Genomic DNA, 21,811 nt, shown 5'->3' with positions numbered 1-21,811 from the left:
CTGTTTATGGGAACCGCCGGCGCTCACTCCCGCGCGGCGCGCGCAAAGGCCTCGCGCGCGGTCACGCGACCGACGTAGTCCTCGATCACCTTGCTGTCCCCGACAAGCGGCGCCCCGAACCTGCCCGCCCAGGCCAGCGACGCCCCGAGATAGACGTCCGCCGCACTGAACGCCGCGCCGAGCACGAACGGCCCGGGTGTCAGGGCCTTTTCGATGGTGGCGATGACATCGTCGTAATCGCCCCAGCCAACCGCCTGCCTGGACAGCGGCGCATCCTTGCGCATCATGCGGTCCGTCAGCGCAGGTTCGAAGCAACTGCCACAGAAGAACAGCCACCGCAGGACAGTCCCGCGTGCGGACGCCCCCGGCGGCGGCATCAGCCCGGCCTGCGGAAAGGCGTCGGCCAGCCAGGCGATGATGGCGCCATTCTCGGTCAGGACGGTGCCGTCATCCAGCACCAGCGTCGGGATCTTTCCCATCGGATTGATGGCGAGGAATTCAGGCGACCGGCTCTCCCCTTTGGTGAAATCGATGTGCTGCAACCGGTAGTCGGCCCCGACCTCCTCCAGCATCCAGCGCGCTACCGACGCGCGGCTCTGGGGGTTGTAGTAGAGCGTCATGGTCATACTGTCCTCCTGCTGGTGGTTCGGTGAAGTGATGCGACCGCAGCAGGATAGCATCGTGGTCTTACACAGACGGGGCCATGTCGGTTCAAGTGTTCTGGTCTGACGGTATAAAACTGGCTATGTTCATCAAACCGGAAGCGCGGCACACTGTCGCCGGCGTCGCGCCCGTGACGACGCCCGTTCAGACCGGACCGTCCCATGTACCTGCCCAATCATTTCGCCGAGCCGCGCGCCGAAGCCCTGCATCGCATCATGCAGGAGCATCCGTTTGCCACGCTTGTCACCCATACCGCCGCTGGCTTAGACGCCAATCACCTGCCCTTCCTGTTCGAACCTGGAGAAGGCGATTGTGGCGTGCTGCACGCGCATGTGGCACGCGCCAATCCGGTCTGGCGCGAAGTGGCCGACGGCTCGCCGGTGCTCGTGATCTTCACCGGCGCGCAAGGCTACATCACGCCCAACTGGTACCCCGGCAAGCAGGAGACGCACCGCCGTGTCCCGACCTGGAACTACGAGGTCGTGCATGCGCACGGCACGCTGCATATCCGGGACGATGAAAAATTCGTCCGCGGCGTCGTGGCCCGCCTGACCCGGCAGCACGAAGCCAGTCAGCCGCAGCCGTGGAAGATGGGCGACGCGCCTGCCGATTACATCGCCGAGCAACTGCGCCATATCGTGGGCATTGAGGTGCGCGTGTCACGGCTCGAAGGCAAGCGCAAGCTGAACCAGCACCATGAGGTGCCGGATCGGGAGGGCGCGATTCAGGGGCTGGAGGCGCAAGGGAACCGTGAACTGGCCCAGGCGATGAAGGACACGGCCGCCACACGGGAATGAGGCGGACGCCCGGCCTACCCCGCGTGCTCCGCATCGAGCCGCGCCGCCGCCCGCGCAAGCCGGCGCACGCCTTCGTCAACCTGCGCTGCATCCGTGCTGGCAAATGACAGCCTGATAGCCGCGCGCGCGCGGCGCGCCGCATAAAATCCGGTCCCCGGAACGAACAGGACATTCTCCGCAATGGCGTGCGGCAACAGCGTGGCGGCATCCTCAACACCATCCAGCGCAGCCCACAGGAACATGCCGCCGGCTGGCAGCGCGAAGCGGATCCGCTCGCCAAACGCCGCGCGCAGCGCCGCCGCCAGCCGGTCGCGCTTGTCCCGGTAGAACGCCACTTCGGCGGCCACCTGCCCCGCAAGCCGGCCCGACTGCAGGTATTGCGCGGCGGTCAGCTGGATCCAGGGCGGCGTGCACAGGTCGGACACCTGCTTGGCAATCACCGCGCGGCGAACGATCTCCGGCGCGGCGATCATCCAGCCGATGCGCAGCCCCGGCGCCAGCGTCTTCGACAAGCTGGCGAGATGCACCACCCACGGACGCGCGTCGGGCACCTGCGCGCACAGCGCCAACAGCGACGCCGGCGGCGGGCCATCGAAGCTCAGCGCGCCGTACGGATCGTCCTCGACCAGCACCACGCGATACCGCGCCACCAGTTCCAGCAGCCGCAGGCGACGTGCGTGGGTCAGCGTCGCGCCCGTGGGATTGGCGAAGGTCGGCACCGTGTAGATCAGGCGCGGACGCAGCGACGGATCGGCCAGCAGGGCCTCCAGCGCATCGACGTCCATGCCGTCGTGGTCGGCCGGGACACCGCGCACATCGGCGCCGGCAAGCCGCAATGCCTGCAGGGTCGCCGGATAGGTCGGCTCCTCCACGAGCACCACGCTGCCCGGCTCCACCAGCGAGCGCACCAGGAAGTCGAAGCCCTGCTGCGATCCCGTGGTGACCAGCAATTCCTCCGCCGCCACGACCGCGCCGCGCTCCGCCATCAACGCCACCAGGGCGCCGCGCAGCGCCGGCGCGCCTTCGGTCGCGCCGTACTGCAGGCATTCCGCGGGCCGCTCGCGCAGCACCTGCGCCGAGGCGGCGCCGATGCCCTCGGCATCGAACAGGGCGGCGGACGGGTAGCCGCCCGCGAACGAGATCATCGCCGGGTCGGACAGGTACTTGAACAGCTCCCGGATCGGCGATCCTTCGGGCTCCCGCAAGGCCGGCACGAACGGATAAGCGGTCATGGCGTGTCCCTCCTCAGCAAGCCGCGGCGGTCATCCTGAAGATGCCCTGCGCATTGCCTGCGTCAAAGCCCAGGTCGGTACGCGAAACCGCCTGTGCGTCATCGACATAACGGTCGCGGGTGATGAACTCGTAGAACGAGCCCGGCACCTCGCGCACGACCTCGGCGCCTGCGGCGTCGATGAACACGCGCTGCACGGGGTCTGCACGGAACGCCGTCTGGCGCACACGCCCGCTCTGCGACACCTCAACCTTTTCCTTCATCGGGCGGCCGATGCGCTTCTGCTGCTCGGCCAGCGCGAACACGTCTTCCACGCGGTCGGTCGCGTGATTGAAGGCATTGCCTTCGGTCGCGATCCACGCCATTTCCGGCGACTCGGCCAGCAGTCGCTCATAGTCATCCAGGCGCGGCGCGGCGTGCTGACGGTCGAAACAGCGCGCCAGTGCGCCGATCAGCTCGGCGGCGGCTTCCAGCGACAGCGAACCCTCGCGCTCCAGCTCCCACAGCAGCGACTGGGCGCGCGGTGTCAACGGATCCTCCGAGGTGCCGGTGACACGGCTGACGGCCTGCCGGAAGTCCTCGCTGAAGCGCTCGGGATGCAGTTCGCTGACAAAGAACTGCGCGATCTCTTCCGGCGCGTCTTCATGCGCGTACGAGCGGCCGGTCATGCCGATGCGGTCGAGCGGATAGGTGCCGTTGAGCCGGTAGCCGAGCGGACGCAGGATGCGCGTGAATGCCGCCTCGCCAGCCGGCAGCGCGCCATTGTCCTGCCAGCGCACCGTGCGCAGCGCGCCGTGGTCGAAATACACTTTGCCGCCGGCCGTGGCCACGTCATCGGTATAAGCCTTGCCCGTCGGCACGCGTTCCAGGATGCCGGCGAACAGCACCAGGTTCAACGCGTGCGCGACTTCCGCGCGCGACGGGCGCCCCGCTTCGCCGGCGGGAAGTCCGTCCGGCGTGGCGACCAGTTGCGCCAGACGATCCGCGGCCGAAGCGCCAAGGTGGAGGGAAAGGAGAGGAACGACGTTCTTGTCAGACATGATCAATGCAGCAGGAAATAAAAGGGAAAAGCCGTGCGGTGTCAGTCCACCGACGCGCCCGACAGGCGAACGATGTCGCCCCACTTCTGGCGATCCTTCTTCAGCACCTCGGCAAACGCGTCCGGCGTGCTGGGCGCGGGCTCGGCACCGAGCTCGCGCATCTTGGCCTGCACCGCTGGATCGCCGAGCGCGCGCGTCAGGTCCTGGCTGATCTTCTGCGCCACCGTGGCGGGAATGCCGCGCGGCGCGAGCAGGCCGAACCACGGGCTGGCGTCAAAGCCCTGCACGGGGCCGGCGGCCGCGACGGTCGGCACATTGGGCAGCGCCGACGAGCGCGCCGGCGTGGTCACGGCCAGCGGCTTGAGCTTGCCGGAGCGGATAAAGGGCAGCGATGCCGGCAGGTTGTCGAACATGACATCGACACTGCCGCCCATCAGGTCGGAGATGGCCGGGCTGCTGCCCTTGTAGGCCACGTGGCTCATCTCGGTACCGGTCATGCGCTGGAACAGTTCGCCGGCCAGGTGCGTCGAGGTGCCATTGCCCGCCGACGCCATATTGACGCGCTTCGGGTTGGCCTTCAGGTAAGCGATGAACTCCGCCAGCGTCTGTACGCGGGCCCGTTCGGCGAAGGCCGGCGACAGCACCACCACGTTCGGAACGCGCGCCACCATCGTGACCGGCGCGAAATCCGCGGCGGCGTCATAAGGCAGCTTCTTGTACAGCGTGGGATTGATGCCGAACTCCCCGACCGAGCCCATCAGCAGCGTATAGCCGTCCGCCGTCGACTTGGCGGCGGCCCCGGTGCCCACGATGCCGCCCGCGCCGGGACGGTTGTCGACCAGCACGGCCTGCTTCCACTGGATGGCAAGCTGCTCGCCGATCAGTCGCGCCACCATGTCGGTGGTGCCGCCCGGCGGGTACGGCACGATGATGCGGACCGGCTTGGCGGGAAAATCCTCGGCGCACGCGATGCCGGGCACGGTGGCGCCCACGGCGAGGGTCGTTGCGGCGAGCGCGCTGAACAAGCGTTTCATGCTGTCTCCTGTCTACCTGATGTTGTCGTTATTAGTGGCCGCAATCGAATACCGAATACGGTCAAGCAAGGACCGAATGATTTCTCATCAACTGAACGAGTTCAAGCGAGATTTCGGTATAGGATGATGACCTTTAGTCATCAACTCCGCTATCGCCCCCATGCGGCATCGACTTCCCAGCCTTTCCAGCCTGCGCGCCTTTGAAGCCGCCGCGCTGCACCTGAACCTGCGCCGTGCGGCGGCCGACCTGTTCATCACCGAAAGCGCGGTATCGCGCCAGATCGCGGCGCTGGAGAGCCTGCTCGGCGTGCAGCTCTTTCACCGCGCCAACCAGCGCATCACGCTGACGGCGGCCGGCGCGCTCTACAGCGGACAGGTGCGCGAGATGCTGCGCAAGCTGCAGCGCGACACGCTGGACGTCATGGCGCATGAAGGCGCGGGCGGCACTGTGGAGCTGGCATGCGTGCCGACGCTGGCGGTCGAGTGGCTGATCCCGCGGCTGCCCGATTTCTACGCGCGCCATCCGGGGATCGTGGTCAACATCAGCGCGCAGTCCGACGTGTTCCTGTTCGATGGCACGCCCTACGATGCGGCGATCCACTTTGGCGAAGCGGTGTATCCCGGCGCGCACGCGGACCTGATGTTCAACGAGGAATCCGTGGCGATTTGCCATCCGGACTTCTTCGGACGCAGGAAGCGAATCGATGCCGCGGACATTGCGCGCGCGCCGCTGCTGCACCTTGCCACGCGCAGCTTCGGCTGGAAGCAGTGGATGGACGCGGCCGGGATAGACGAGGTCAATGCCATGCGCGGCGCCCGCTACGATCACCACAGCATGGTGATTGCCGCCGCGCGTGCGCGGCTGGGCATCGGACTGGTGCCGCGCTTTCTCGTCGGGGAATACCTGTCCAGCCGCCAGCTGGTGATGCCGGTTGCGCGCACGCTGCGCTCGACCCGCGCCTATTACCTGGTCTTGCCCGATTCGCGGCCGATGAGCGCCGCGATGCAGCATTTGCGCGCCTGGCTGCTGGAAGCCGCTGGCGCGTTTGCCGTGGCGCAGTCGGCGGCGGATGCCGGGCCCGCATCGCGTTAGCAAGGTTTGCACCCGGCATCCCTTCTTACATGCTCTGCAATCGTTGCAATGCTTCGGGGGCCACAAAGGTCGCCTGAAGCCCAGCAAACACCGTCCCCTGCCAGGCTTGCACTCGGTACGAATCTTGCCGCTTTCCCGATACACGCCCATGCGAGAGCGGGCGCGATCGTGTCCGCGCGATCGTGTCCGTGTTCGCAACAGGCATCTCCCCGGAGGACGAGCATGAGCAACTATTACGACGACGCGCGCGAACGCGGCAAGCAGTGGGACGACGACGACTGGCAACCGGAATCCGGACGCGACACCTGGCAATCGGAACGCATGCGCAGGCAAATGACTCCTGGCCAGACCAGCTATGGCGGGCCTGCCCGCCAGCAAGGCGGCGATGACGAACGCTATCAGGGGTCGTACGGCCAGCGATCAGGACGCCAGTCGGGCAATCCCGACGACAGGTACAGCGGTTATGGCGCGCAGCGCTCCGGGTTTTCCGAGCGTGATCCTTATGGGCAGCGCTATGGTGAGCGCTATGGTGAGCGCTATGAGCAGCGCTACGGCGGCCGCGACGAAGGACGCTCCTCGCAACGCGAGGAATACCGTGGCAGCAATCGCGAGGACGAAGATCGTCGCCAGGGCAGCGACCTGCGCGCCGGCATGAACGGTGGCTACGGCTGGGAGCGCGCCCGCGGATGGCGCGATCCGAACGCGTGGCAGCGCGATGACAGGCAAGCCGAGCGCAATTGGCGCCAAAGCACTGAGCGCACGCGCGAGCGAGATCGCGGCATGGGTTACCAGGGTCCCTACTTCCGCGACCTGCGCAGCGATACGCGCTACTGGACCGACCCGGACGACGACCGGACCGACGATCAACGCCGCGGCCGCCACTACAGCCGCGAGGCGGCGCAGCAGCGCGGTTGGGAAGTCGACGACGATCGCGATCGGGATCGGGATCGGGACGAAGACCATGGCACGCTCTACAACTTCGGGCGCCGCATTGGCGAGGCCGTGGGCGACTTGTTCGGCACCTCGGAACGGCATGAGCGCCCGACCGGCCCGCGCGGCTACAAGCGCAGCGACGACCGCATCCGCGACGATGTCTGCGAACGCCTGAGCTACGCGCACCGGCTGGACGTCAGCGATGTCAGCGTCGAGGTGAAGGACGGCGTGGTGACGTTGTCCGGGAACGTGAACGACCGCAGCCAGAAGTACGACATCGAAGAACTGGTCGATGCGACCTACGGGGTCAGCGAAGTCAACAACGACATCCGCGTGCGCCGCGATGCCGGCAGCACATCGCAGTCTGGCAGCGACGCGTCGTCGGGCAGCACGTGGCGTGCATGACTCGGGTAGTTCGCAGTGAAAACGGTACGGCCCGCGGCGCGGGCCGCGGCCTGGATGTGTGACCGTCTTGCCGGGCGCGTCGCGAAATGCCTCCGCCCGGAGCGGGTATTGACGCTGTCCGATGAAGAAGTAAGGTTCGGTTCTGGGGTGATGACCGGATCATCGCGCTTGGCAGGCGCGGCTGTTTCGCAGGCGTAGCCTGCGACCTACTTCCGAGGAGGAATAGCTGAGGGAAAACGGAAGCACCAGCATCTGCGCCGTTGATGTCATCTCGCCTGCCGACTAGTGAGCCGCGCAGCAGCCGAAGGCGATGATGCGATGGCGTTCGCAGTGTCGGGCCACGGACAGGTTCGGGGCTGGTTCAATCATTGTCGGAGAGCCTGCAGGCGGGCGCGCACCACGCGGCAGGCAGCCGGGCTATCTCTGAAGCGAGTACCCGTACGAAATTCTTCGCACGCTACGATCAATATTCGTCCGTTAGGACAAGTAAACGCGTTTTTTGGTTACTTTTTGTCGCTCGGACAAAAAGTGACTCGCAGGCTACGCCTGCGAAACAGCCGCGCCTGCCAAGCGCGATGATCCGGTCATCACCACGGAACCCCGCCCGCCCGCGCCGGCAAAGCAGCGCTTGCCAAGCACGATCTCCCGCAATTCGGCGATGAACCAGAAGAAAGGCCTACACCAGGCAGGCCGCATCATGCGTCGCCGTGAAAACGGCTAGTGCGCTTCGACATGCCTCTTGAAATTGTCCAGAATGCTCTGCCACCCGCTCTTCTGCTGCTCGATCGGAAACTCCGATTCGGCATCGAAGCTCACGCGCACAGTAACGCCCCGCGGGGTATCGGCGAACTCGACCTGCGCGGTGCGGTCGCCAAAGGCGTACTCGATCAGCCTGTGCTCCTCGATCCTGGTGTAGGTGCCGGCAAAGTCGAATCCCATGCTGCCATCCTTCGCTTCCATCCGCGAAGAGAAGTCGCCGCCCACGCGCAGATCGACCGTGGCGGCCGTGGTATGCCAGTCCTCTGACGCGGCATTCCATTGCTTGATGTCCGCCGGCGTGGTGTAGGCGCGCCAGACCTTCTCCATGGGGGCCGCGACCGTGGTTTCTACCTGGATCTTCATGGTTTTCCTTTTGTGGTCAATCCGACTTAATTCAGCATGCACCATGTTCGTTCCCACCGACACACGTGCAGGCAGTAATATGACCGCTCCCTCTCTCAATTGGAAGTATCGCGATGCAAGTCCTGGTCGATGCAGACGCCTGCCCGGTGGTCGTGAAAGACATGCTGTACCGCGCCGCACAACGGGTCGAAGTCTGCGTCACGCTGGTGGCCAACCAGTATATGCGCACGCCCCCTTCCCGCTTTATCAAGGCCCTGCAGGTACCGGCGGGCTTCGATGTCGCCGATGACCGCATCATCGAGCTGGCCGCCAGCGGGGACCTCGTCATTACGGCGGACATCCCGCTTGCCGCCGCCGCGCTCGACAAGGGCGCCCATGTGCTCGACCCGCGCGGCAGCTGGTTCAGCCGCGAGAACATCCAGGAACGCCTGACCATGCGCGAGGTGATGGAGCAGTTGCGCAGCGCGGGCGTCGATACCGGCGGCCCCGCACCCTACTCGCCCCAGGATGGCAAGACCTTCGCAAGCCAGCTCGACCGCTTCCTGGCACGCCATGCGCCGCGGGCTGGCACCGCGTGAAGCCTGGCAGCCCGCAGGCCTTCAGCGTGCCGGAACCGACCGCATGCGCTTGCGATTCAGCAACAGCGGAATGGCGCCGATGGCAATGCCGCCCATGCCGACGACATTGGTGACCCAGTCGAAGGTCGGGATGCTGTAGAGCGCGATGAAGAACAGGAAGATGCCGCTGGCCGCCGGCCAGATCACGTGGCTCACGGCCAGCCACGGTCCACGGGCCAGCATCCCGCGGTAGTACCAACCGCAGGCCAGCCCGGTCAGCCCGAGATAGAAGCAGATCTGGAAGCCGATGGCCGTGATCGAATCCTGCAGGATGACGTTGATGGTTGGCAGGTAAGACGACACGAACAGCAGCACGAGCCCGGTGATCCAGATAAAGAAGATGGCGATGTGCGGCGTGTGCCAGCGCGGATGCAGGCGCGCATAGCGCGGGTGCAGCGCGCCGTCGCGGCTCTTGGCAAACAACGTGCGCGTGAACTGCAGCATCTGCGTCTCGACCGTTCCCACCGTGCTCAGCAAGACCGCGATGATCGAGACATAGCCCCAGGTCGGTCCGAACAGCTTCTGCGCGATGGCGAAAATGACGTTGGTGTTGTAGTGCTGAATCTCGGCATCGGACAGGCCGAGCAGCGTGATGACGATGAAGACCAGGAAGAACGCCATCAGGAACACCATCGACCAGAACGCGGCACGGCCGGGGATGCGGTTGGCGTCGCGCGTCTCCTCGCTGAGGTTCATGGTCACGTCCCAGCCGTAGAAAAAGAAGATCGCCACCAGCGCGCCGTTGGCAAACAACCTGGGTGTGAACGCGAAGGGCGAGAACCACGCCAGCGAGAACGGGTGCTGCGGCGCACGCGGGAACATGACGAAACTCGCGACGATGATCGCCAGCAGGATGATGGCCTCGATGATCGTCATCAGCACCTGTACGTAGCTGGTGAGCTTGATGCCCTTGACGACGACCGCGCTGACAAAGGTCAGCCATGCCGCCGCGATCAGCGTCACGTAGTGCACGTTGTTCATCATCGGCCGGTCAAGGATCAGCAGCGTGGCGTTGGCCGCCGGGATCATGGCCGAAACCATGAACACGCAGCACAGCACCAGCAGCGCCCAGCCCGCAAAAAATCCGAGCGTACGTCCGAACACCATGCTGACCCATGAATAGGACGTGCCGGCACTGGCCAGCGCGCGGTTCAGGTTGATGAACGCGTAGGCAATGCCGAACATGACGACCCCGCACACCAGGATGCTCGCCGGTGCCAGCGTGCCCGCCGTCCCGATGATCGTCGAAGTCGTGATCTCGATGCTGTAGGCCGGCGCCGTGCCGGCGATGCCCATGATCACCGATTCGACGATGCCCAGCGAATCGGCGTTGAGCCTGGCGGGTTCGTCCATAGGTTTCACGACCGCACCTGCTTCAGCGCGTCCATGCGCAGGCGATAGCTTCGCAGCAGGCAAGCCTTGTCGCTGCACAAATTGCGCGAACCGCGCAGCCAGTCCCGTTGATCCGCACGCAGCCGCGCCTTGTTCGCGGACGCGCTCAGCTTCTGCTCGTAGAGCCCCGCCAGCGCCTGGTCGGCACTGGCCAGTTCCGCATCGCCGCAGATCAGCTGGGCCGGAACGGAAATAAGCTGGCTGCAGGTAAAACTGCGCATCAGCGCAGGCTTTGACTCGCTCCGGGTTTCAAGCAGCCCCGCCTTGCACAACCCTTGCAACGACCTGCAAGCGACATTGCGGTGAATCCACGCCATGTCTTGCGCGCCATACTGCTTGACGAACTGGTTGATGGCGGCGTGGCTGACCCCGCGCTGCATGGCGTTTGCCGCGATCACCTCGTTGCAGAGCGAGTCCTCGGTGATGGTCCTCCCGTTGCGCCGGTAGCAACTGTGAAAGCCCAGCTGCCCCGTGCCCACGACGCTGCGGCGTTCGCCGGAAGCGAACAGGATCGAGGCGCAAGCGGACGCGCACCTGGCGTTGTCCGGAACGGCGGTGTAGACGCGTACCTTGTCCATGGCATCGACCATCCGGAACGCGGCTTCGACATTGCCACCGGGACTGTTCAGGACGAGCGGGACGAGTCCCTCGCCGTCGCGGCCAGCCATGCGCGCGACCGCGAGGAACCGGTCCGCGTCGCCGTCCTGGATCTTTCCCTCGCCGATGATCATCTTCAGATCCAGTTGCGGCTGGTGATAGATCCTGAACTCCATTCCCATCACCCCGCCCGGCGACATCAGCACGGCGAGACCCAGCGCCCGGAACCACAGCCGGCTTGCAAGCCAACCCACCACGCCCCTCGCCGCCGGGTGCCCGCTGCTGCGCATAGACGTCTCCTCCGCTGTGAAGGTTGAACGCATAACCACGACCAGCTGCCTGACAGATCCAGACCTTACGCAGAACTTTGATCCAGATCAGAGAGAGGCGCGGGCGGAAGCATAGTGTTCAGCGTGAGGCTTCGATATGACGTGGCCTCAAAGGCGCCAAACTTAACCGATGGAGTCCCGCCATGGCCACCCCGCTTTCCACCTGGCATGAAGACCATGTCCATTTCGCCCGACTGCTGGACCTCCTGGAAAGCCAGGTCATCCTGTTCAATCGGGGAGAGCGGCCGAACTACAGCCTGATGGCGTCGATTATCCATTACATGCGGCATTTCGGTGATCGTGTGCACCATCCGCGCGAGGATATTGCCTACGCCCGTCTGGTCGAGCGCGATCCCGACATGGAGATCGTGGTAAACCGACTCCAGCAGGAGCACCGTGTCATCGCGAACGTCGGCGAGACGCTGGTGGACCGCCTGAACGAGGCCGAGAGCGACATGATCAGTTCGCGCGCGGCCCTTGAGGCGGCCGCGGCCATGTACCTGGTGTACTACCGCAACCATCTTTCCTCCGAGGAGCGGCACGTCATGCCGCGCACGGCCCGGTTGCTGACGGCCGCGGACTGGAAAGACGTCGACGAGGCCGTTCCGGCCAGCGCGGACCCGCTCTTTGGCGCGGATGTGCACCAGCGCTTCATGGTCCTGCGCGCGCAGATCGAAAGCGAGGAGCGCGCGGCGTCCAGTCCGGGCTGAAACTACGAACTCCCCAGGTCCTTCGGCCAGAACGTGATCCGGATCTCGGGCGGCGCGGCACCGCTTTCGTCGCGGGGCAACGGGTCGGAAAGCGACACGGCGCGCAGCACGGCGTTGTCCCACGCGGCATTGCCGCTCGACCTGGCAAGCCTGGCGGACAGGATCGAGCCGTCGGGTGCCATGCGCACCGCCACGACGGCCGCCGGATTGCCGTTGATCTCTTCGCTGAACAGGATGTTTGGCTTGACCCGCCGCCGGACGCGCTCGGCATAGCCGGACGATGGCTTTCCGGACGTGCCGGTACCGTTGTTCGGTTCGGCGCCCCCGGCCTGCGCGCGCAGGCGCGACAGTTCGCTGGCGCGTTCGGCGTTGCTGGCCTGGCGCTGCGCTTCCATTGCATTGTGCTGCGCTTCGCGTTGCGCGGCCTTGCGGGCGGCCTCGGCACGGACCTGCGCTTCGTGCTGCGCCTTCTGTTCATCACGCGCCGCACGTTCCTTGCGCGCTTTTTCCTGCAGCGAGATATCGGCGCTTTGCTGTTCCACCGGCTTCACGGCCGGAGCCGGCTTGACCGGGGGCTCAGCGGGCACGTTCGGGACGGCCTCGGGGACCGCGTCCCACAGTTCGGCGGATACCCCTTCCGGCACCGCGTTGTGCCAATGCACGCCGTAGTACAGCAGTGCGCCAAGCAGCACGTGCATGAACAATGCCGCCAGGAAACAAGGCAGGGAGCCCCGTTCCTGGACGGGCTGTAAGGGAAGGACGCCGGTCTGCATGGATCACCTGCCTCGCCGCGGTTCGGTGTCGGGATGGCAACCATCTCGTACGATGCGACGTGCGCCCCAGGCGGGTCAAGCTTCGCTACACTCGACGAAGCAGGACAGGCCCGAAGGCCGCACTTCATGGTCCATTCTATGAAGTGCGGCGCAGGAGCGGAAATATTCCGGATGGCCGCGCCAGGACCAGGCGGGCAACATGCCCGCCCGTGATGCGCGACCGATCCGATGTGCCTAGGAAGGATCCTTCGTGCGCGTGCGGGAAACAGCGGCCATGATGCCAAGGCCGAGGATGACCAGGCAGGCAATGCCGATGTACACGGGCGCCACGCCCGCGATCGACAGCCCCCAGGCGATCCCGCCCACCAGTACCAGCAGTCCGATCAGGAAGAGCGCGAATGACATAACTATCTCCGGCAGTGAATCGGCTAAAGTCAATGTAGTTGCCGATGCTCCGACGCAGCATCGGCGGGAGGCGCAAAGGTGCGTAGGCGGGTTCTGACTCCAGACGTGCCGCAACCACCACGACGCAAGTCGCGGCAGGACCGTGCATCCCCTGGCATGCCCTATGCTGGTTCGCCCAATGTTAGCGGCCGGAGTCCCGGCAAATCATCGCCAGAAGGCTCCCCGCCTTGTCAAAACGATACGGTCATGTCTACGCGCGGCGGCAATCTGTGGAAGCGGTTCCTGGACATCGCCAAGCCATACTGGCTGTCCCGGGAGAAGTGGAAGGCATGGGCACTGTTGTCGGTGCTGGTGTGCCTGCTGCTCGGGCAAACCTGGACCAATGTGCGATTCAACGAGCAGACCGGCGAGTTCGCCTCGGCGCTCGCCGCCGGCGACGCGGACCGCTTCTGGTACGCCATCCAGATCTTCATCTACGTGCTGATCGCCGCCGTCCCGGTCTACGCGTTTTATTACTACACGCGCAACCGGCTGTTCATGCAGTGGCGGACCTGGATGACGCACCAGTACCTGGACAAATATTTCGGCGGCTGCGCGTTCTACACGCTGAGTGCCAGCACCGCCATCGACAACCCGGACCAGCGCATCTCGGAAGACATCAGCACCTTCACGCAGCAGTCCCTGTACTTCCTGCTGCTGATGCTGGGCTCGGTGCTGCAGCTGGTAGCGTTCAGCGAGGTGCTGTGGTCGATCTCGCGCGAGCTGGTGCTATTCCTGGTGCTCTATGCCGTGTGCGGCACGGTGGTCTCGGTGATGTGCTTCGGCAAGGTGCTGATCGGCCTGAACTTCTACCAGCTCAAGCGCGAGGCCGACTTCCGCTTCAGCCTGATCCGGGTGCGCGAGCATGCGGAGTCGATTACCTTCCACCGCGGCGAGCAGCATGAATCCGATCACGTGCGCGGCCGGTTCCAGCATGTATTCGCCAACTACAACCGCCTGAACCGCTGGCAACTGAACCTCTACCTGTTCCAGTACGCCTATGCGTTCCTGACGCTGATGCTGCCCAGCGTCATCGTCGCCAACCGCGTGCTGGACGGCGAACTCGAAGTCGGCAGCGCGATCCAGGCCGCTGGCGCCTTCACGGCCGTGCTGGCAGCGCTGACGGTGATCGTCGACAACTTCGAGAGCCTGAGCCGTTTCGTGGCGGGCCTGGACCGGCTGGCCACGTTTGCGTCGTCGCTGGCGCACACGCGCGTGCTGCGGCGCAAGCCGGGCAGCCAGATCGAGCGCCGCCGGGGCGACACCTTGTCGGTCGAGCACCTGACCCTGCATACGCCCGATTACGGCCGTACCTTGCTTAAAGACCTTACCGTCACGGTAGGCGCGGGGCAGAGCCTGCTGATCGTCGGGCCCAGCGGCGGCGGCAAGAGTTCGCTGATGCGGGCCGTCAACGGCCTGTGGAACTGCGGCAGCGGCCGCATCGTGCACCCCGGGCCCGGGCAGATGCTGATCCTGCCTCAGCATCCGTACATGGCGGTCGGCAACCTGCGCTGCCAGTTGCTGTACCCACGCCACGAGGAGCGCAACATCGCGGACAGCGAACTGTTGAAGCTGCTCGAGATGGTCAACCTGCCCGACCTGGCCGAGCGCGTCGGCGGACTGGATGCGGAACTCGACTGGAGCAAGGTCCTGTCGCTCGGCGAGCAGCAACGCCTGGCGTTCGCGCGCCTGCTGCTGGCGCGTCCGCGCTACGCGCTGCTCGATGAAGCCACCAGCGCGCTGGACGTCGACAACGAAGCCCGGCTCTACAGCCATCTCGCCAGCGGCCCCACCACGATCGTCAGCATCAGCCACCGCCCCACCCTGCTCAAGTATCACGTCCAGGTGCTGGAACTGCGCGGCAATGGCGACTGGCAGCTGCAGCCGGCGCACGACTACCGCTTCGCCTGGTAGGCTCCGCCCGCGCAGGTGGCATTGCCCGCACGCGCGAGGCGCATCCGTCACCGCCAGCACACATTGGAGTTTTCCGGCACAATGCGCACTCGCGCTGCGCCGGAGCGCGCTGGCAGCACGAGGCAGGACGCAGATCCCGCCCGCCAGCGAGCAGCGACTGGACCAATACAAGATCTCGCGCTCCCCCATGACGGCTCCTCACGGCACCTCCGATTCCCTTTCCGCGCCCTCGTCCGGCAACACCCTCTCCGCCTCGCAAAGCCGCCGTGCCCTGCTGGCCCTCGGCGTAGGCAGCTTCGGCATCGGCACCGGCGAATTCGTGATCATGGGCCTGCTGCCCGACGCCGCGCGCGATCTGGCCATTTCGATCCCGCAGGCCGGCCACCTGATCAGCGCCTATGCGCTGGGCGTCGTGATCGGCGCCCCGCTGCTGGCCGTGCTGGGCGCGCGCTGGCCGCGGCGCAACCTGCTGATCGCGCTGATGGCGGCCTTTGCCGCCGGCAATTTCGCCAGCGCGGTCGCGCCCGCCTATGCCTCCATGCTGATGGCGCGGCTGCTGACCGGTTTTCCGCATGGCACCTACTTCGGCGTGGCGGCGCTGGTCGCGGCCGGACTGGTGCCGCGCGAGCGCCGCGCCCAGGCGGTGGGCCTGGTCATGCTCGGGCTGACCGTCGCGACGCTGGTCGGCGTGCCGATTGCAGCGGCCGTCGGCGCCTGGCTCGGCTGGCGCGCCGCCTTCGTGATCGTGGGCACCATCGGCCTGCTCACCGTGGGGCTGGTGTGGCGCTGGGTGCCATTCGTCCCGGCGGACCGGTCCGCCAGCCCGCTGCGCGAACTGACGGCGCTGCGGCGCAAGCAGGTATGGCTGACGCTGGGCATCGGCGCCATCGGCTTCGGCGGCATGTTCGCCGTCTTCAGCTACATCAAGCCCACCATGCTCGAAGTGGCCCAACTGCCGCCGGGCGCCATTCCGGTGGTCCTGGCGCTGTTCGGCGCGGGCATGGTGGCGGGCAACCTGGCTGGCGCCTGGCTGGCGGACAAGGCGCTGACGCCGGCCATCGGCGGTGTGCTGGTGTGGTCCGCGCTGGTCCTGGGCGCCTTCACCCTGACCGCGCCGTATCCGTGGCTGGCTTCGGCCAATGTGCTGCTGATCGGCACGGTTGTGGCGCTCGGGCCAGCGCTGCAGATCCGCCTGATGGACGTGGCCGGCGACGCCCAGACGCTGGCCGCCGCCCTCAACCACTCGGCCTTCAACCTGGCCAATGCGCTGGGTGCGTGGCTTGGCGGCGTGAGCATCGCCGCGGGCCTGGGCTGGACCTCCACCGGCTGGGTCGGCGCGCTGCTGGCGATGGGCGGGCTGGCCGTGTTTGCCTGGTCGGTGCTGGCCATGCAGCGCGGCGGCATGACGGTGCCGCAGGCGTCCTGATCGTGCCATCTCGCGCCCCGGACATCCTGACGTCGTTCTTCTGGAGCGGCGACTGCCTCAGAAGCCGGAGCGTGAGCGATATCGTGCTGTCCGGCACCCTCGACATACCGGCGCCGCCGGCGCGCCTGCTAGCGGATTGGGCACGCGAAATTTCGCGCCACATGACGCTGGACGCGGGCGATGTCGAGGTCATGCCGCTCGCCCGGGCGCGGGCACGCTGGCCCGAATACGCGTACTGCGTGCAGGCGGTGTCCGACTGGACGGCGCAGCTTGGGCTGGCCGGCGTACTGGCCACCAGCGACGTGGCCCTCATGGTTTGCCGCGGCGCCAGGTATCACCATGACGGCGAGCAGTATGGCGGCGCGGCCTTCTGCAACCTCTTCCTGAGCGAGGACAAGGGGCAGGACGTACATTTCCCGTCACTGGACCTGCGCATCCCGCTGCGCCGGGGGACGGCGCTGGTCTTCGACACCTGCCAGCCGCATGGCGTGCTCCCGCGCGGCAGCAAGGGCTTTGACGAGGCCGACTTCGCGGACGGGCAGGATTGCACCCAGTTGTTCCTGACGTGGGAGCTTCCGGTCGAGGACCTCCGCATTGCGCGCGCGCTCGATATCGCCTTCGACGTGGCTGCGTCGACCGCGACAACATTGGACGAAGAACAGGTCTGGCTGCATGGCGAATGCGTGAGCGTCCGCCATGACTCTGGCCAGTGGTGCCGGGCGGATTAAGTCAGCCGGGCAGCGAAGCTGCGCATGTTGTCCGGTCAGAACTGGATCGACGCCCGCCCGATGCCATCGAATTCCGCCGTTACCAGGTCGCCGGCCGCCGCGGGAAGGATCCCCACCCATGTTCCCGTCGTGACAACGGTGCCGGCCTCCACACGCTGCCCATCGCGCGTGGCATGGCGCAGCCACTCCCCCAGCCCATAAGCCGGATCGCCCAGCGCGTGCGTACCCGTGCGCTCGAAGCTCTGCGCGCCGATCCGGACATGGCAGCGTTGCGTGGTCCAGTCGAGCGCCCTGTAGGGACGCCATTCGCCCAGCACCAGCGCACCGTGCGCCTGCAAGTCGGCAAGCTTCAGCAGCGAAGGCGCGTCGGTGTACTGCTGCCAGCGCGAATCCACGACTTCGATGGAGACCGCCATGCCATCGACGAAGTTCGCTGCGCTGTCGCTATCGAATGCGGCGGCTTCTTCCGCACTGACCGGACGGCCGAGACGCAGGGCGATCTCGGCCTCGATGCCGCGCCAGGTGAAATTCCAGTTCGCCGCGTTTGCGGGGCTATTCCACACACCGTCGGCAGGCAGTTGCGCGTGCGTCAACCGGGCCTGCCGTGAAGCGCCGCCTGACTTCCAGTAGCCCGGGCCGGCTGCATGCCAGCCCTGTGACGCGGCAACTGCCGCCTGCACGGCATAGGCGTCATCCGGGGTGGCAAGCGCCGTGGCGAATGCCTGCGCATCGGCGCAGCGCTGCTCGCGGCGCGCGTGAATCAGTGTCTGGGCGACTGCATCAATCTGGGTCTTGGTCATGCCAGGGACAACTCCTTGATGGAAAAAATGTGAATGGTGATGGGGGTCATTGCCGCGCCACCGCGCGCAAGACCGCTTCACACGCGGCCGGAACAGGCCCGATCACGGGAATGGCGAATTGCTCGCCCAGCGCCTGCGCCGCGCGGCCGAGCGGACCGCCGCCGATGACCACAGCGCGTGCGCCATCGATCTCCACGCAGGCCTGCACGGCGGCCGCCAGCGCGGTTTCCAGTGCCGCAGGGTCCTGGCCGAGCCGCCAGGGATCGCCCGGCGTCAGGCGCACGCCGGTAAAGGCGGCTTCCAGCCCGAACTGCCGGACCTTGCCTTCGATCGACGCGGCCAGCGCCGGCGTGGTTGTGGCGATGCCAAAGCGCCCATGCTGCGCCGCCTCGCGCATGGCCGCCTCGCCGATGCCGACCACCGGCACCGCGAGCCGGCGCCGCAGCAACTCGGCGCCGGGATCGCCAAAGGCAGCGACGATGACACCACAGGCGTCGCCCACGTCCAGCGCGCCGACCACCTCCGCGGCCGTGTGCAGGTCAGCTTCGCCCACGATCATGGGCACCCCGCTTGGCGCGGTCAGGCCACGGACTTCCGCCCGTCCGTCGAGACTCGCACGCGCGATCTCCAGCATCATCTGCGTGGTCGCCTGCGACGTATTCGGGTTGATCAGCAGGATATGGGGCATTTCATCCACGGGTTCAGGATTGGCCGGCGCTGGCGGTACGCGTGTCGACGGCCAGTTGCGGCTCGTCTTCCACCTCGGGCTCGCCCATCGGCCTGCCAAACGTCTCCGGCGCGAACTGTACGCTCACGGCGAATACCGCGTACATAGCGGCCAGCATGCTGAACATGCCGCCCACGCCGTAGGTTTCAAACACGCGCCCGCTCACCAGCGGCGTCAGCGCGCCAGCCAGTGTACCGAGCGCCAGGATCAGCGAGGTGCCGAAGGCGCGGACGTCGGTCGGATACTGCTCCGGCGCGAAGATCCAGATCGAGGTATTCAGCAGCACCACGCAGAACGTGAAGCAGGCCCCGAACAGCAGCACCAGCCCTACGTTGAACGTCAGGAAGCCGAAGCTGAGTCCCGCCGCACATGCCAGCCCGGCGCCAATGGTCAGCACGCGCTTGCGCGGAAAGTGATAGCCGCAATATGAGGCCGCCAGCGCGCCGAACAGGCTGCCGCTTTGCATCACCATCGTGAACAGCAGGCTTTTCGAGATGGTGTAGCCCTGCGACATCAGGATGGTCGGCATCAGCGTCAGCACCGAGATCTGCGCGCCATACGTCATCGACACCGCGATACCGAGCGCGATCGTGCGCCGGCCCAGCCGGCCCTGGAACACGTCGCGCAGCCGCACACGGGCCCGGGGCGAGTCGTCCCGGACGGCTTCCTTGATGTATGGCGTCGGCTCGCCGCGCAGCTTGCCTAGCCGCCCGGAGGCAAGGCCGGAGAGCACGGCATTGGCCTCATCCACGCGGCCCTTGGACAGAAGGAAGCGCGGAGTCTCCGGGATGAAGCGACGGTAGAACACCACGAAGATGGCAGGCGCCACCAGGCAGCCGAACAGCCAGCGCCAGCTGTCCGGTCCCGGGAACAGCGCGAACACAGCCAGACCGAAGGCAGGCGCGAGCATATTGCCCAGCCCCCCGCTGCCTACGCTGACCATGCCGACCGCGGTGCCGCGAAAGCGCGTGGAGCACAACTCGGCCAGGATCGTCACGGCGACCGAGATTTCACCGCCGAGCCCGATGCCGACGATAAACCGGCCCGCTGCCAGCACCGTGTAGTTCGGCGCGAGCGCGCAGATGATCGCGCCCAGCGTGAACAGCAGCAGGTTCACGTTCAGCATCGTGCGGCGGCCGTAGCTGTCCGCGATATAGCCGGACGCCACGCGCCCCAGCGCGGCCGCGCTGAAGGTCAGCGTATTGAGAAAGCCGATATGCGCGACCGATATGCCCCATTGCTCGCGCAAGATGGGTCCGACCAGGCCCACGGCGTTCTGCTCGAAGACATCGAACATCACGCCCAGCATGATCAGGAAAATGATTTTCTTGTGTGCGGCGGTAACGCCGATGCCATCCATTGCCCGGTCGAGTTCGTGCTGCTGGGGGGAACGCGACGATTGAACATTCACTTCTGCGCCCATGTTGTCTCCTCCTCGAATTGAGGTCAGTCACGGTGTATCCGCAAACCTGTCGCCGGCATCGTTGGCCGGTCTTGGCAGAGCAGCAAAGAAAGTGCGCCTGCGGCGCCGTGCTACCTCAGCGCCGGCGCGCAGCTGGGCGGCCGTCGTGCGCCGATGGCCTGCTCGGCCGCATAGGCCAATCGCAACAGCACGCTCTCGGAGAACGGCCGGCCGAAGAACTCCAGACCGACCGGAACGCCATGCGGCGCATTGGCGTCCGGCTCGGAGAAGCCACCCGGTATGACGATGGCCGGAAAGCCCGTGGCCGAGGCCAGCACGCCATTGCGCTCGGCCTGGGCCTCGCCCACGGGCGCGACCAGTCGCCGCTGGTGCGGAAACGCCAGCGCATCGAGACGATGCATCGCCATCAACCCCAGGATGCGATCGCGCAAGGCTTGCTGGCGCTGCAGACGCTCGCGGTATTCGCGCTCGTTGCCTGCCAGCGCCACGGCGTTCTTCAGCGTCCCGGCGACGCCGGGATGCACGGTCCCGCAAGCGATCATGTCCGCCATCGAGCGGACCGGCACGGCGGACGGCACGTTGGCAAGGTAGGCGTCGAGATCGGCCTGCATTTCGTACAGGTGCACCAGCGTGTCGGCCAGCAGCGTGTCGGGGTGGATCGGCTCGTCGATCTCGACCAACTCGGCGCCGCGGGCCGCGATGGTGGCCAGCGCGCGCTGCATGACGGCATTGACCGCGCGATGCTCCGCCCCATCGCCAAAGAACGAGCGCAGCACGCCGATGCGTGCCCCTTTGAGGCCATCGCGGTCAAGCCCATCGGTGTAGCTTCGCGGGAGATGCGCAGGCGCGTGGCTGGTCACCGGGTCGGCCGGATCGTGGCCGGCAATGACGTCGAGCAGCAGCGCGGCATCGGCCACGGTGCGCGTGAGCGGACCGATGGTGTCTTGCGTCAGCCCGCACGGGACCAGTCCGCTGCGGCTGACCAGCCCCATGGTCGGGCGCAGGCCGACAAGGTTGTTCGCCGACGCCGGCGAGCGCACCGAGTTGATGCCATCCGTGCCGATGCCAAGCAGCCCGAAGTTGGCGGCGATACCGGCACCGGTGCCGCCGCTGGAGCCACCGGGCGTGCGCGTCAGGTCATAGGGGTTCAGGGTCTGCCCGCCCAGCGTGCTGACGGTCTCGCCGCCCGAAGCCAGCTCGTGCAGGTTGGTCTTGGCCAGCACGATGGCGCCGGCCTCGCGCAGGCGGCGCACGATAAAGGCATCCTCCCGCGCCACGTTGCCCTGCAGGCAACGCGCGCCTGCCGTCGTCTCGACGCCGGCGCATTCGATGTTGTCCTTGATCAGCACGGGGATGCCATGCAAAGGCGCAAGCGGCGCGGACGGGCTTGCCGCGGCATGCGCATCGAGCTGGTCGGCGTCCGCCAGCGCCTGCGGATTGAGCTGCAGCACGCTGTGGATGCGCGGGCCGGCCTTGTCATAGGCCGTAATCCGGTCCAGATAGCCCTGCACCAGCTCGCGCGCGGTGAGCCGGCCTTCGCGCATGGCGGCATGCACGCCGTACACGGTGGCCTCCATGACGCTGGTGCCGGATTCGAGGTTGGATTCCATGTT

The 21,811-nt window shown here is 66.4% G+C and carries 21 protein-coding genes; 8 read left to right on the top strand and 13 right to left on the bottom strand.

What is annotated here, in order from left to right; all coding sequences use genetic code 11:
* Nucleotides 1-23: 23 nt before the first annotated feature.
* Nucleotides 24-626, bottom strand: a complete 603-nt coding sequence (locus ACIGJB_RS19770; protein WP_483733994.1) for a glutathione S-transferase family protein — start codon at nt 624-626, stop codon at nt 24-26.
* A gap of 198 nt (nt 627-824) precedes the next feature.
* On the opposite strand from ACIGJB_RS19770, the gene ACIGJB_RS19765 reads away from it, so the two are divergent.
* Nucleotides 825-1,460 carry an FMN-binding negative transcriptional regulator gene (locus tag ACIGJB_RS19765; RefSeq protein ID WP_483733993.1) on the top strand — a complete coding sequence of 212 codons (636 nt, stop codon included), beginning with the start codon at nt 825-827 and terminating at the stop codon, nt 1,458-1,460.
* A 14-nt stretch (nt 1,461-1,474) separates the two neighbouring features.
* Here ACIGJB_RS19765 and ACIGJB_RS19760 read toward each other — a convergent pair whose 3' ends face one another.
* The 3 genes from ACIGJB_RS19760 to ACIGJB_RS19750 are packed head-to-tail and all read right to left on the bottom strand — an operon-like array spanning nt 1,475 to nt 4,765.
* The gene (locus ACIGJB_RS19760) at nt 1,475-2,692 is read right to left on the bottom strand and encodes an aminotransferase-like domain-containing protein (RefSeq protein WP_483733992.1); all 1,218 of its coding nucleotides are present in this window, start codon (nt 2,690-2,692) and stop codon (nt 1,475-1,477) included.
* 13 nt (nt 2,693-2,705) lie between these two features.
* On the bottom strand, nt 2,706-3,731 hold the full coding sequence (locus ACIGJB_RS19755) for a 2-oxoadipate dioxygenase/decarboxylase family protein (RefSeq protein ID WP_483733991.1): 1,026 nt from the start codon (nt 3,729-3,731) through the stop codon (nt 2,706-2,708).
* Between the two features lie 41 nt (nt 3,732-3,772).
* Complete coding sequence (locus ACIGJB_RS19750; protein WP_483733990.1) at nt 3,773-4,765, bottom strand: Bug family tripartite tricarboxylate transporter substrate binding protein; 993 nt, start codon at nt 4,763-4,765, stop codon at nt 3,773-3,775.
* Nucleotides 4,766-4,925: 160 nt separating this feature from the next.
* Here ACIGJB_RS19750 and ACIGJB_RS19745 point away from each other — a divergent pair, with 160 nt between their 5' ends.
* Both ACIGJB_RS19745 and ACIGJB_RS19740 read left to right on the top strand, forming a co-directional pair.
* Entirely contained in the window at nt 4,926-5,858 is a 933-nt protein-coding gene (locus ACIGJB_RS19745; protein WP_483733989.1) for a LysR substrate-binding domain-containing protein, read from the top strand.
* Nucleotides 5,859-6,080: 222 nt separating this feature from the next.
* Entirely contained in the window at nt 6,081-7,196 is a 1,116-nt protein-coding gene (locus ACIGJB_RS19740) for a BON domain-containing protein (protein WP_483733988.1), read from the top strand.
* A gap of 717 nt (nt 7,197-7,913) precedes the next feature.
* Here the strand turns inward: ACIGJB_RS19740 and ACIGJB_RS19735 are convergent.
* On the bottom strand, nt 7,914-8,318 hold the full coding sequence (locus tag ACIGJB_RS19735) for an SRPBCC family protein (protein WP_483733987.1): 405 nt from the start codon (nt 8,316-8,318) through the stop codon (nt 7,914-7,916).
* A 113-nt stretch (nt 8,319-8,431) separates the two neighbouring features.
* On the opposite strand from ACIGJB_RS19735, the gene ACIGJB_RS19730 reads away from it, so the two are divergent.
* Entirely contained in the window at nt 8,432-8,896 is a 465-nt protein-coding gene (locus ACIGJB_RS19730) for a YaiI/YqxD family protein (RefSeq protein WP_483733986.1), read from the top strand.
* 21 nt (nt 8,897-8,917) lie between these two features.
* On the opposite strand, the gene ACIGJB_RS19725 is transcribed toward ACIGJB_RS19730, so the two are convergent.
* Together ACIGJB_RS19725 and ACIGJB_RS19720 are read right to left on the bottom strand one after the other, a co-directional pair.
* Nucleotides 8,918-10,288, bottom strand: coding sequence for an APC family permease (locus tag ACIGJB_RS19725; protein WP_483734730.1), 1,371 nt, complete (start codon nt 10,286-10,288; stop codon nt 8,918-8,920).
* Between the two features lie 5 nt (nt 10,289-10,293).
* The gene (locus ACIGJB_RS19720) at nt 10,294-11,214 is read right to left on the bottom strand and encodes a hypothetical protein (RefSeq protein WP_483733985.1); all 921 of its coding nucleotides are present in this window, start codon (nt 11,212-11,214) and stop codon (nt 10,294-10,296) included.
* A gap of 182 nt (nt 11,215-11,396) precedes the next feature.
* Between ACIGJB_RS19720 and ACIGJB_RS19715 the strand changes: the two genes are divergently transcribed.
* Nucleotides 11,397-11,963: a hemerythrin domain-containing protein gene (locus ACIGJB_RS19715; protein WP_483733984.1), complete on the top strand. Its 567-nt coding sequence runs from the start codon at nt 11,397-11,399 to the stop codon at nt 11,961-11,963.
* A 2-nt stretch (nt 11,964-11,965) separates the two neighbouring features.
* Here ACIGJB_RS19715 and tolA read toward each other — a convergent pair whose 3' ends face one another.
* Complete coding sequence (tolA, locus tag ACIGJB_RS19710; protein ID WP_483733983.1) at nt 11,966-12,736, bottom strand: cell envelope integrity protein TolA; 771 nt, start codon at nt 12,734-12,736, stop codon at nt 11,966-11,968.
* A 234-nt stretch (nt 12,737-12,970) separates the two neighbouring features.
* Nucleotides 12,971-13,141 (bottom strand): hypothetical protein, encoded by a 171-nt coding sequence (locus ACIGJB_RS19705; RefSeq protein WP_483733982.1) that lies wholly within the window; start codon nt 13,139-13,141, stop codon nt 12,971-12,973.
* Between the two features lie 246 nt (nt 13,142-13,387).
* On the opposite strand from ACIGJB_RS19705, the gene ACIGJB_RS19700 reads away from it, so the two are divergent.
* The 3 genes from ACIGJB_RS19700 (at nt 13,388) to ACIGJB_RS19690 (ending at nt 17,248) form a co-directional block, all read left to right on the top strand.
* Complete coding sequence (locus ACIGJB_RS19700; RefSeq protein WP_483733981.1) at nt 13,388-15,094, top strand: ABC transporter ATP-binding protein/permease; 1,707 nt, start codon at nt 13,388-13,390, stop codon at nt 15,092-15,094.
* 187 nt (nt 15,095-15,281) lie between these two features.
* Nucleotides 15,282-16,520: an MFS transporter gene (locus ACIGJB_RS19695; RefSeq protein ID WP_483733980.1), complete on the top strand. Its 1,239-nt coding sequence runs from the start codon at nt 15,282-15,284 to the stop codon at nt 16,518-16,520.
* 2 nt (nt 16,521-16,522) lie between these two features.
* Nucleotides 16,523-17,248 carry a hypothetical protein gene (locus ACIGJB_RS19690; protein ID WP_483733979.1) on the top strand — a complete coding sequence of 242 codons (726 nt, stop codon included), beginning with the start codon at nt 16,523-16,525 and terminating at the stop codon, nt 17,246-17,248.
* A 35-nt stretch (nt 17,249-17,283) separates the two neighbouring features.
* Here the strand turns inward: ACIGJB_RS19690 and ACIGJB_RS19685 are convergent, their stop codons facing one another.
* The 4 genes from ACIGJB_RS19685 to ACIGJB_RS19670 all read right to left on the bottom strand — a co-directional run bounded on the left by ACIGJB_RS19685 (nt 17,284) and on the right by ACIGJB_RS19670 (nt 21,808).
* On the bottom strand, nt 17,284-18,048 hold the full coding sequence (locus tag ACIGJB_RS19685; RefSeq protein WP_483733978.1) for a fumarylacetoacetate hydrolase family protein: 765 nt from the start codon (nt 18,046-18,048) through the stop codon (nt 17,284-17,286).
* A gap of 46 nt (nt 18,049-18,094) precedes the next feature.
* Nucleotides 18,095-18,736: an aspartate/glutamate racemase family protein gene (locus ACIGJB_RS19680; protein ID WP_483733977.1), complete on the bottom strand. Its 642-nt coding sequence runs from the start codon at nt 18,734-18,736 to the stop codon at nt 18,095-18,097.
* Nucleotides 18,737-18,749: 13 nt separating this feature from the next.
* On the bottom strand, nt 18,750-20,198 hold the full coding sequence (locus tag ACIGJB_RS19675) for an MFS transporter (RefSeq protein ID WP_483733976.1): 1,449 nt from the start codon (nt 20,196-20,198) through the stop codon (nt 18,750-18,752).
* 110 nt (nt 20,199-20,308) lie between these two features.
* Entirely contained in the window at nt 20,309-21,808 is a 1,500-nt protein-coding gene (locus ACIGJB_RS19670) for an amidase family protein (protein WP_483733975.1), read from the bottom strand.
* Nucleotides 21,809-21,811: the final 3 nt, after the last annotated feature.

It is taken from the genome of Cupriavidus sp. C2SS-8b (assembly GCF_057073745.1).
Note: the sequence above shows the minus strand (reverse complement) of the source record. Positions and strands in the feature narration are given on the sequence as shown.